Here is an 11,036-nt window from a genome sequence, read left to right as displayed (position 1 = left end):
ATTTTAGGGTCTCCACAAACCCTTTTTAAGGAGGTATTCTGTTTTTGTAAATCTCTCACTTACCCGCAAAGCAAAGCTTGGACCATCAGCAAAGCTGAAGGTTTAATTTATTAATTAATCCAAAAGTATTTTTTGCATAAATTTGATTCTACGCAATCAGCTAAACAACGCCCTTTTTTATTGACCTTGTATCCCGTTTTTACCGTTTTCTCCCAACATTTATATAATCGTCTATCACGTTTATCAGCATTAACGCATTTTCCAGCCCATTGCTGGTTATTAAATGCAACTCTTATGATCATACCCATGGTGTTTCCCTGTATTTTTTCTTATCACACATAACGGCGGCTTCAACACCATGGATAGGCGGAGCGCATAGCCTGTCCATGGTGTTGAGAATAACAGCCGCCGATAAGCTGGCCGCGGAGCGGTCAGCTTATCGCAAAGCTGAGGGGTCGGGGCCTTAATACCGACAACCTCTGCATGATTAAATTTTATATTAAAACAAAAACCTTCAAGAGCCGCTCAGTAGCCCCCGATCCACTCAAGCGACAGGTTATGGCTCGGTTAATATTGAATTTCTCCATAGGCCAAATGCGGATGAAAACCTATCAATTAATCTTTTCAATAAATTGGATTGAAATAGATTTAATTCATTAACTGATGAATCTTCAATAAAGCTTATAAAATCGGTCTCAATTGGAGTTGGTCCTATTGTGGGGTCAGAATACCAACTTCCTGATTTGAATTTAGCTGATAAGCCTTTTGCATTGAACAAATTAAATTTAAAAGAAACGGGACCGCTTATTTTATGTGCTTCTAATACCTTTGCGGAATACGGAAGGAACAGTTCCGCAAAAACATAATCTTCAACCCATGTCAATTTGAGTAACTCATCATTTATTTCAGTTGATAGATCAATATCTAAGCAAATAGCTCCATTGTGAAAAAACCGTATTTCATATTGTTTGCCATAAAAATTGCCTTCTGGATACCCTCGAAAACACCATCCGTCAATAAATGGAACCCAATCTCCTCTGCGACCACCCGGAGGATTGCTATCAAGCCAATTTTTAAAGGATTTTTCAGCCATTTCCTCCCGTCTGTATAAAGAATAATGGGGACAAGCGATTGCTCTAAGAAAAGTTACTTTTTCAGGAGGTTCCCGAAAATTTGTGTTTTCAAAAAATGTTCGCGCTAATTCACTTGATGCTTTTCTTTTTAAATAAGCCTCTTCAATTTGTTTCTCATTCATTAATATAGAACGAAAATTTCCTCTTCGATAATAACGTCCCTGTTTATATCCTTCTACCATGTGGGGTTTATTCCAACTTCCTGGATGGTAAATTAATAGTACTGATTTGGACGGAGTGCCATCTATGCTAATAACTTTAATAAAAAGTTCTGGCAGTGGTGGTGCTATAACATCTAATAATATATTTTCGATATTAATAATTGAATCACTTGGGAATTCAATGCCACATTCGGAAATGTCCTTTGGCATGGGTATTCCATTTTGAACTGTTTCTGGAACACCATAAATTAACGCACCTCCGTTTTCATTAGCGAAAGAGGTTACATCCTTACAAAGTTCCATTTTTTCTTTTTGAGTATTGATGGAGATTGATTCTTTGTAATCCAAAAAATCAGACTCTGGTGCTTTTCTTTCAATTAGTGAAATAAGCCATGCACTGAGCTCAGCATCGCTAAGTAGCTTGGGATGACGAGAAAAAATCATAACTATTTATCCTATATTAATAATTTAATTGTAGTCCTCTGATATGTCGAATTGTTTAGAGCCATAACGTATCATATTAACCAGAAAAAAATCTGTATATTAACCTTATATTTTTTTTTATAATATAACATTAAAGCATCTAATACAGTTTTTTAATCTATTTTCAAAACCGATTTTAAAAATACCCTGACATACAAAAAAGAACATGTAAAGCAATATCCCAAAGCCACTGCCTGTAATTTTTTTAAAAAATTATTGCCAAATAGTTAATTCGGTTGTAAACAACAGAACATTAAAATTATGGGAATGGTTGAATGAATGGATGCAGCAAACTATAAAAATCAAATTTTTAAAACTGATGATCTTTCAATTGAATTGAAGTGCCACGGGGACACTGAATATACAAAGGTCAGTTATCCTGTAAAATATGGTTTGTTTTCAAGACTTGAAACCCGTGATTATATTTTTGAATTCAATCTCAACCATGACCTCAGGCATGCAAAATCAAAGAGAAAAGCCTGGATTCACCCATCTGAATGGCTTAAGCGAACCCTGGGAAATGACTGGGTCTATTATTCCACCGGCGGATATTCAGGCGTGTATGAAGCTCTGGGCGAGTATTATCTGCCCAACCTGATGTATCCGACAAATTCCCTGCTTGGCGGCAAACCCTTTAAAGAAAAGGAAATAGGTCAAATTGTCAAAAACTGGCATCAGATTATAGGACAGTTGCCGGATGCGGGTTTGTCAGACCCGGTTTGCCAGTGGGTTTGCGCCATAAAGCAGCAGACACCGGAAGGATTGCACAAGAAGGCACAAAAACTGTTTGAGATATCCGGATCACGGGTGACGGTGATGCCGCCCGATGCCCGGCACGTTGACTATAATATTATCCCCTTAAATATTTCTGACGGGTGCCTGTATAAATGCCGATTTTGCAAGGTGAAAAACAAAAAGAGTTTTTCCGTCCGGTCAGAACAGGATATTGACCACCAGATCAAACAGCTCAAACAATTGTATGGTAAAGACCTCATCAATTTCAATGCCCTGTTTTTAGGAGAACATGATGCCTTAAACGCGCCTTGTGAACTGATTCTGGATACAGTTCACAAAGCCTGTCATGCGTTTCATTTTGAGTCGTCATATATGAAAGAAAATTATTTATTCATGTTCGGGAGTGTTGGTTCTTTTTTAGCTGCTGACAAAACCCTTTTTGAAACACTCAATCGCATGCCCTTTCAAACCTTTATCAATATCGGACTTGAATCGTATGACCAGGCAACTTTGGACCTTCTTGGCAAACCATTGACTGTAAAAAAAGTTGGCGAGGCATTTGAAAAGATACAGATCATAAATGATACCTTCCCCCATATTGAAATCAGTTGCAACTTTGTCATGGATGACACCCTTTCGGATTCTCACTACGAGGCGGCAATGACCCTTATCAGGGAAAGTGTCAACAGAACAAACCCCAAAGGATGTGTTTACCTGTCTCCTTTAAAATTCGGCAGTCCCTCCCGGCAGGTGCTCTATGATTTTTATAAACTGAAATCCCTGAGCCGGTTTCCCACGTTTTTATATATCATCCAGCGGCTATGAAACACTTGATTTTACCCCTTTTTTGATGGTAGTTTTGCTTTCATGAACATGACACCACACCTCATTTCACTTCACGGGGGCCACAGCGGCCAGTATTGCAACCATGCCAGGGATTTGCTTGAAGATATTATCCTGCGGTATATAGAACTCGGGTTTACAAAAGTCGGGATTACCGAACATGTCCCGCCGATGAATGACAACTTTTTGTTTCCTGATGAAAAAAAGGCGAATCTTACGGCTGTTGATATCCATAAACGGTTTGGAAATTACTTTAACGAGCTCAATGCACTGAAAAATAAATATGCTTCTAAAATTAAAATCTTTGCCGGGATGGAGACAGAAACCTGTACCGGCTACGCCGATCATATGAATAAACTGATCTCAACGTTTCAACCGGATTATATTGTGGGGTCTGTCCACCATATTGATGATATCTATTTTGATTATTCCAAAGAAGACTATGACAGGACTGCCGGTGTCTGCGGCTCGTATGATGCCATGTATGAAAAGTATTTTGACCTTCAATATGAAATGATAAAAACGCTCAAACCATTTATTGTAGGGCATTTTGACCTGATCAGAATCTATGATGAGGATTACAAAAAAAGGCTTTTGCACCCGAAAATTAAAAAGAAAATCATAAGGAATCTAACACTTATCAAATCCTTGAACCTTGTCATGGATTTTAATCTTCGGCCCCTTGCAAGGGGAGAAAAAGAGCCCTATATCACAAGCTCGATTCTTAAAAATGTTAAGGAAATGGGAATCCGTGTCGTTCCCGGAGATGATTCCCACGGCGTCAGTGAAGCAGGGCTTCATGTTGACAAGGCAATCGAAATATTAACCGCCCATGGATTTGAAACCCAATGGCCTGATCCCGTGCTTTTAACTTAAGGTCTAAAAAAACAAACAAAGACGATAGAGATGAAACCTGAAAATCTTTCAATCATTCTTGTTGAACCCCGGGGACCGATTAATATCGGCTCTGTCTGCAGGACTATGATGAATTTCGGATTTACGCAGCTTCGGCTGATAAATCCCACAAAACATTATAAATCCCTTTTGGCAAAAAAAATGGCCTTAAGTGCATTCATCGTTCTTGAAAATGCGTTGATTTTTGATGATCTTCAATCTGCCCTTTCAGATATACAGATTGCCTTTGGCACTACCCGGCGGTTTGGCAAGTATCGGAAAAATTTTTTTGCCCCGTCCGGTGCAGCAAAAAAATTCCGGGAAGACTATCAGGAAACAAATTGCGCACTGGTACTGGGTCCTGAGGACACAGGGCTTGAAACAAAAGATCTTGATCTTTGCCAGCATTTTATCACCATCCCTACCCATGATGCCTACCCGTCCATGAACCTGAGCCATGCCCTGACTGTGCTGTTGTACGAAATCTCTTTAAAATCTGATCTGGGAAAAAAATTTTTTGACCCGCCACCTAAAAAACTTGCTGCCGGGGATGAGATTGAACACATGTTTTCCCATATGAAAGACAGTCTTTTAAATATTGATTTTCTTGACAAACAAAACCCGGATCACCTGTTAAGAACGTTCAGGCGAATCTTTGGTACCGCAGGGCTCACATCCAGGGATGTCCGAATCATCCGGGGGCTGATGAGCAGAATCGACTGGACAGAAAACCAGAGAAAAAAACATACAAAGATTCGCGATGAATAATCATATTATGTTTAAATACTTAAACGGATACCATCTAAATAGGACAGGCTTTTCCCCCATTTACCAATTGAGGTGTCTCCTTGAGATATCATCAACAGTCTTTCAATACCAAAACCCATCCCTGTCCAGGTATCTGTAATGCCCCATGCTGCATCAAGGGGGTGGGGCCCCATGGCTCCGGAAGCAACTTCAATATTTTCAGGACCCGCCACAACATCCAGGGTGGTTCCATAGACAGTGGAGTCTTCGCTTTCAAATCTAAACTCATTCAGCCCTGCTGCCTTTGCTATAATGGCTGCCAGTTCTTTTAGCCTGTCAATCCGGGTCTCTTTGGCAAGTCCCATTTCCACAAAATTCAACATGGTAAATTCATGGTTGTGCCGGGCACCGTCAGATTCTTTACGAAAGCAGGAACCCATCTCAAAAAACCGAATGGGCCGGTGGTTCAACCGGCTGAAATCAACCATTAAGCTGTAAAGGTTCGGTGCCAGCATGGGCCTTAGACATTGTTTTTCAGTTAGCCAGTAAACCTGGTGAAAAAGGGGATGATCCTCATCAATCGTCATCTTTGCCAAGGCAGCTTTGGTTATGATCGTCGGGGTAAACACCTGTATAAACCCTTGCTGATGAAGTATCCGGCAAAGTGTTTCCTTCAATTTTTCAATGTGTGATTTTCCCCCCTGAATCAGAAAGTCTGATAACTTTTCCCTGCCTGCTTTAACCTGCTTTTTTTCAATTTTCTGAAATATTTTGTTCCGTTCAGCCAGCGTAGAAAAACAAGCTGGAAGATTTTCCAGGTCCACTCCCAGTTCTTTAAGTCGCCTGATCTGAGTATCAGTCCATGTTAAATCATTCAAAATAGTCTCCTGTTTCTCTTTTTATAAAACAAGACAGATTGCCATACCCGCAACACCCAGCTCCAGTTTGTCATGAATGAGGCGGTCTTTTAGGATTTGGCAGCCCTTTTTCGAAATCCCTGAAGGCACACCCGGGGCTGCAATAACCATATGATCTCGAATCAGTCTGTCCGAGATTGTGTCTGCAGACGGTGTGGCTTCCAGAATATATTCATAGTTTAAAAGTGCCATATTTATATCCGCTTCAATGACGATGTTGTTACCCCCCGGATATACTGAAAGTCTTTCTTTCAACAACCTGGCGGCTGGAAAATGACTATCACACAACCCCACCCGCGCCCCTGAAGATAAAAGAGTCTGGGCAGCTGCTTCTCCCACGGGACCGCATCCCATGACCAATACTTTTCGGTTCTCGATCCCTCTGGCCATAAGATCCAGTGCGGCGGCAAAAACCCTGCCGGTTGCCTCAGAATTATCTGCCACAGACCGGGTGTTTAAATTCAGCCCTACGAACCTGTGATCATCGGCCATCATGATGGCATCTGCCTTGTTTTCAAAGGCCCGTGCTACACCGGAGACATCCGGCAGATCAGACACCAGGGCAGTGAATCCTAAAAACTTTAGTATAGCCGCAACGGTTTCACTGAAATCCGTAATAATGCCCTGCCCGGCTGTAACCGGCACGACATGGATACAAAAAGATTTGATCCGACGGCTTATCTGAATTTCATCTTTACCACAAGCATGGCAGGCAATTCCCAGGAGTGATCGGTCTGTTTTGCTCAAAAGTTCCTGGTTGTATGTCTCCAGTCGAGATGAGATGTTACTGATATCACTGGTTTTTAAACGGGTCAATGGCTCTGCTCCTCAACGATCTGTTCATGGCAGCTCTGTCTTTTGGCGGTTACATCCTCATGGGTGCTGCCAGTAAATATCAGAGTGGCCACCCATTGTTTTTTCCCAGGGGCATAACTTGTAATGGCTTCATTGGCACCCAAAAAATTAGAGTGCACTGTCAACGGACCATCCCGGGTCATGATATGCTCTCCGCAAACTTCTAAATCAAGCCCTGCGACCCGGATATGCTCAACAACTACAAACCGTTCATGTTTTTGTTCAAAGTCTACACTATTTTTATTTAAAAACAAATTGCCCAGCATCTGAACCATATTGATCCCTGTTGACCCGTAAACAGCCATGGGTGTCTGGCTGGGGAACCTGGCATCAATTTCAAGTAATTTGAGCTCATTATTATGGAGTATCACTTCAACATCCATGATTCCGTTGAGACGAATGTCGCCGGCAATGGCAAGTGCCATTTCTTTAAACCGGCTGACCTGCTGCAATGATAGTTGTGTAGGGGCGGTTACCCTTTTACAGTCATATATTTTATCCATACTCAGATCAGTGACCTGAAGTGCCTGGTATTTTCCAGGGCCTCCCATAACTTCAATGGAATAGGAAGGTCCTTCCAAATATTGCTGTATGACCCTATTGTTCAGATCCTGCCTGTTTGAAAACCTGGAAAATAGTGCTTTTTCATCATTAAACACTTCAACGCCCCGGCTGCCGCTTGCCTGATCCGGTTTTACCACAACAGGGAACCTGCAATCCGGCCAGAGGTCGGGTGCAGGAAGATTCATTTTTCTGAAAAACGCATTGGATTTCAGCTTGGAGCTTGAAATTCTGTAAGCATTCAGGTCAAAAGCCAGGGGAATATTTTTCATTTCTGCCCAGATCTTTACTGCGGTCAGCACGTCAGTATCCTCAACTGCCGGAAGGATAAGGTCCACTGCAGGGCAGTCTTGGGGCACCGGGTGTTCAAGACTGAACTCAAATTCCAGAAACCGGTCACACAACCCTGTTGCCGGTGCATCAGGGTTCTTGTCAATAACAAGGGTATCCCATCCAGCCTTTTGAGCCAGGTAAACCGCTTCAACTCCCTGGAGTTTTCCTCCGATGACAGCAATCAGCATACTATTTTATCTTTTTTTGCAAAGGAACTGCTCAATGCGTTCTGTCTGTTTTCTATCCATGCCTGGTATTCTTCCGGCATTGCAGGTGCAAGCCCACAGGTTTTCAGAATCGGTAAAATATAATCCGGGGTCCTTCGGGAATCTTCAATATCAAGGGAATGATTGGCAACCCCTGCAAGGCCTTTCTGGGGAGGAACAATAGAGGTTACCACATTGGCACCTGCGTCCAGTCTCGCTTTTAAGCCGTCAAGTCCATCCACATCCAGAGAGGCCGGGATAAGCCGGTCCGGCAAGATAAGCCGCATGACGGCAATGATCTTTTGTTCCGTTAAATTGTCCTGAGGCATAATTCTGGCCATGGGTGTGCCTGTCTGGGGAACAAATGTCATAATCCTTGCCTGATCCACACCAAAATCTCTCATCCAGATAATGGAGTCGGTCAGATCATCCAGGGTTTCCCTCACACCAGTCAGGATACCTTCTTCAATAAGCATCCCAAGGCGTTTGGCCCTCTTTTTTTTAGCCAGTCTTTCTTCAAATTTTTGTCCATGCCGCAGAGTTTTATACAGTATTTTATTGTGTGTCTCCTGATAACAGGCATACCAGATTATTCCGGCATCTGCCAGTTCTACAAGGACTCTGTCGGGAAGAATGCCCGGAGAAATCATTACGGGAAGTTTTGTCTCTTTCTGAACAGCTTTGATCATGCCAACGAATCGGTTAAACCCGGATTCCCCTGAAGAATACAGTTCCGGGTCCTCCCCCATGGTCAGATCAATAAGATGTACCCCGGCATCTGCCATTTCCCTTGCTGTAGTGAGGATTTGAGTTTGGGTTTTCCGGTACCGGGCAAGCATCTTATTGGATCTTCTGTACTGACAGAAATTGCAATTATTCCGGCAGTGTGTGGAAAAATATAAAAATCCGTACAAAAAAATCTTGTTCCCAAAATATCTATCCCGTACATTTTGGGCGGCTTCAAAAAGCAGATTGATGTCGTAAGGATCAGAAAGCCCAAGAAGATATTTTATTTCGTTTTTCTCTGTAGTATTACCATCTTGTAAACGATTTAAAATTTTGGTTAGATTTAAATCTATCATCAGCTCAAAATTGCTCCAGCGCGAACACCTTTAAGAAAATTCATACAAAAGTCATCATGCCCCAAAAGCATGTCTACGGTTCTGATGGTTCCCATGATTTTTTCATCCAAGGGGTCAATAATGGCTGAGTCCATTCCTGCATCCATCATTAACGTTATAAAAGTCCTGTTGATAATTTTTCTCTGGGGCAGCCCATAGGAAATATTGGACAGGCCGCCTGTAATATGAACATCTGGATATTTTGTTTTTATGCCCCTTACAGCATCCAGGACCATGACCCCTTTATTGCTGTCTGTGCTGATAGGCTGGACAAGGGGATCAATATAAATAGATCTTGTGGCGACACCAATGGCGTTCAATGCCTTAACAAGGGTATCGGCCCTTGCGATGATATCATCAGCCGACCCGGGCATGCCCGAATCATCCATGCACAGGGCAATGATCTTGCAGTCTTTTCCCTCCAAAAACGGCATCATAGTATCAAACCGTTCTTTTTCCAAACTGATAGAATTGATCATGGGTGTTTTCTCCACCATCTGAAACGCCATTTCAAGCACTGATGGGTCTGGAGAATCAAGGGTCAGGGGGAGAGTGACAACTGCTTGGATCGTATCCAGAAGCCACTGCATATCTTGAGTTTCATGGCCTATTCTGGCTCCGGCATTGACATCAATATAGGTGGCACCAGCTTCCTGCTGCTTTTGTACATCATCAATAATATATTGAGCATCTTTATTGGCAACCGCTTCCTGAACTTTTTTTCTGGAGGTGTTGATCCGTTCTCCAATTACTTCAAACATCCTAAGGTTCTCCTTTGACTAAGCAACAAGGGTTTTGGCAAATCTGGCAGCAGAACCTGCATCTGGAGCAAATCCGTCCGCACCGATCTCATCAGCAAAGGCCTGGGTCACGGGTGCACCACCGACCATAACTTTAACTTGATCTCTTAAGCCTGCTTCAACTATGGCATCAATGGTCTGTTTCATCATGGGCATGGTGGTTGTCAAAAGGGCTGACAAACAGACAATCTGAGCATTTTTTTCCTTAATCTGGATTACAAAGTCTTCGGGACCGATATCAACTCCCAGATTGTGAACCGTCATACCCGCACTTTCCATCATCATGGACACAAGGTTTTTACCGATATCATGAAGATCTCCTTTGACGGTTCCGATAATAACATTGCTTCCTTGAGCGGCTTCATCATCGCCCAGCAGTGGTTTTAAAATAGTTACACATTCACCCATGGCCTGGGCAGCCATAAGGACTTCAGGAATAAACATATCTCCATTCTCCATTTTGTCACCCACAATATCCATGCCCGAAATAAGGCCTTGATTCAGAATATCCACTGCAGCTGTATTATCACTCAAAGCAGCATTAACCAGACCCATCAGTTTGTTCTTGTCACAGTTTACCAAAGCATCCTGCATTGCATTAAAATCCGTCATTTTTTTTCTCCTGTTTGTTCAGTATAAAGGTTTTTTGTTTTTATCAACATGGAGCCCTGGTTCCGCTTAAATAATGTCGAAGAATATTTTTCAAGTTTCCAGTCCGGGACTCGGCATTCCGGGCACACCCGGATAATCCATTTGTTCCTCAACCATCGTCCCGCACGACTGTTCAAAGAATTATTGATGATAAATTCCTTGTTGCAATGGGTTATAAGTCTGGCCGTGTTACCCATGATTTCTATTGAACGAATCCCGTGGAGCTGTCCTGTTCGGGATGGCCACAACTTTATCTTATCGATCAGGTTGAAAATCCGTACTCTTTTTCGATAATATCGTTTTTTAGCAGGTTTTATTTGTTTTTCTTTTGTTCCCATGAATTATTTAATTAAAATTATTTAAAATGGCGGAGAGCCCGGGAGTCGCACCCGGCTGCATGGATTTAGAGTCCATGTGATCCCGTCCGATCCACCCTCCGTTGAAAATCCTTATTAAAGTTTTTCAGTCAGCACCGGGACAACATCAAAAATATCTCCCACAATGCCATAATCACACTTGGAAAAAATAGGGGCATCCTTGTCTTCATTAATGGCCACAATAACCTTAGACGTCTTCATGCCGGCAAAATGCTGAAC

11 protein-coding genes are annotated in these 11,036 nt (G+C 42.3%); 3 read left to right on the top strand and 8 right to left on the bottom strand.

Going from position 1 to position 11,036, the window contains the following annotated elements; genetic code table 11:
* Positions 1 to 556 precede the first annotated feature (556 nt).
* Positions 557 to 1,738 (bottom strand): helix-turn-helix domain-containing protein, encoded by a 1,182-nt coding sequence (locus tag HGJ91_RS02080; protein WP_291346031.1) that lies wholly within the window; start codon positions 1,736 to 1,738, stop codon positions 557 to 559.
* Between the two features lie 318 nt (positions 1,739 to 2,056).
* Between HGJ91_RS02080 and HGJ91_RS02075 the strand changes: the two genes are divergently transcribed.
* From HGJ91_RS02075 to HGJ91_RS02065, 3 genes are read left to right on the top strand one after another with little or no spacing between them, the layout of a single operon-like run.
* Positions 2,057 to 3,337 carry a radical SAM protein gene (locus HGJ91_RS02075; protein WP_291346030.1) on the top strand — a complete coding sequence of 427 codons (1,281 nt, stop codon included), beginning with the start codon at positions 2,057 to 2,059 and terminating at the stop codon, positions 3,335 to 3,337.
* Between the two features lie 42 nt (positions 3,338 to 3,379).
* Entirely contained in the window at positions 3,380 to 4,231 is an 852-nt protein-coding gene (locus HGJ91_RS02070; protein WP_291346029.1) for a histidinol-phosphatase, read from the top strand.
* 30 nt (positions 4,232 to 4,261) lie between these two features.
* The gene (locus HGJ91_RS02065; protein WP_291346028.1) at positions 4,262 to 5,017 is read left to right on the top strand and encodes an RNA methyltransferase; all 756 of its coding nucleotides are present in this window, start codon (positions 4,262 to 4,264) and stop codon (positions 5,015 to 5,017) included.
* An 11-nt stretch (positions 5,018 to 5,028) separates the two neighbouring features.
* On the opposite strand, the gene pylSc is transcribed toward HGJ91_RS02065, so the two are convergent.
* From pylSc to pylSn, 7 genes are read right to left on the bottom strand one after another with little or no spacing between them, the layout of a single operon-like run.
* A complete protein-coding gene (gene pylSc, locus HGJ91_RS02060) occupies positions 5,029 to 5,874 on the bottom strand; it encodes a pyrrolysine--tRNA(Pyl) ligase large subunit (protein ID WP_291346027.1) in 846 nt (281 codons plus the stop codon).
* A gap of 21 nt (positions 5,875 to 5,895) precedes the next feature.
* Entirely contained in the window at positions 5,896 to 6,729 is an 834-nt protein-coding gene (pylD, locus tag HGJ91_RS02055; protein ID WP_291346026.1) for a 3-methylornithyl-N6-L-lysine dehydrogenase PylD, read from the bottom strand.
* Positions 6,726 to 7,850, bottom strand: a complete 1,125-nt coding sequence (gene pylC / locus HGJ91_RS02050) for a 3-methylornithine--L-lysine ligase PylC (RefSeq protein ID WP_291346025.1) — start codon at positions 7,848 to 7,850, stop codon at positions 6,726 to 6,728. Before pylC ends, pylD begins: the two co-directional genes overlap by 4 nt.
* Positions 7,844 to 8,950 carry a methylornithine synthase PylB gene (pylB, locus tag HGJ91_RS02045; protein ID WP_291346024.1) on the bottom strand — a complete coding sequence of 369 codons (1,107 nt, stop codon included), beginning with the start codon at positions 8,948 to 8,950 and terminating at the stop codon, positions 7,844 to 7,846. Before pylB ends, pylC begins: the two co-directional genes overlap by 7 nt.
* Complete coding sequence (locus HGJ91_RS02040; protein WP_291346023.1) at positions 8,950 to 9,750, bottom strand: dihydropteroate synthase; 801 nt, start codon at positions 9,748 to 9,750, stop codon at positions 8,950 to 8,952. Before HGJ91_RS02040 ends, pylB begins: the two co-directional genes overlap by 1 nt.
* A gap of 18 nt (positions 9,751 to 9,768) precedes the next feature.
* Positions 9,769 to 10,401: a B12-binding domain-containing protein gene (locus HGJ91_RS02035; RefSeq protein WP_291346022.1), complete on the bottom strand. Its 633-nt coding sequence runs from the start codon at positions 10,399 to 10,401 to the stop codon at positions 9,769 to 9,771.
* Positions 10,398 to 10,778, bottom strand: a complete 381-nt coding sequence (gene pylSn, locus HGJ91_RS02030) for a pyrrolysine--tRNA(Pyl) ligase small subunit (protein WP_291346021.1) — start codon at positions 10,776 to 10,778, stop codon at positions 10,398 to 10,400. Before pylSn ends, HGJ91_RS02035 begins: the two co-directional genes overlap by 4 nt.
* Positions 10,779 to 11,036 lie beyond the last annotated feature (258 nt).

Origin of the sequence: Desulfobacula sp. (assembly GCF_014237455.1) — a bacterium.
Taxonomy (GTDB): Bacteria; Desulfobacterota; Desulfobacteria; order Desulfobacterales; family Desulfobacteraceae; genus Desulfobacula.
Note: the sequence above shows the minus strand (reverse complement) of the source record. Positions and strands in the feature narration are given on the sequence as shown.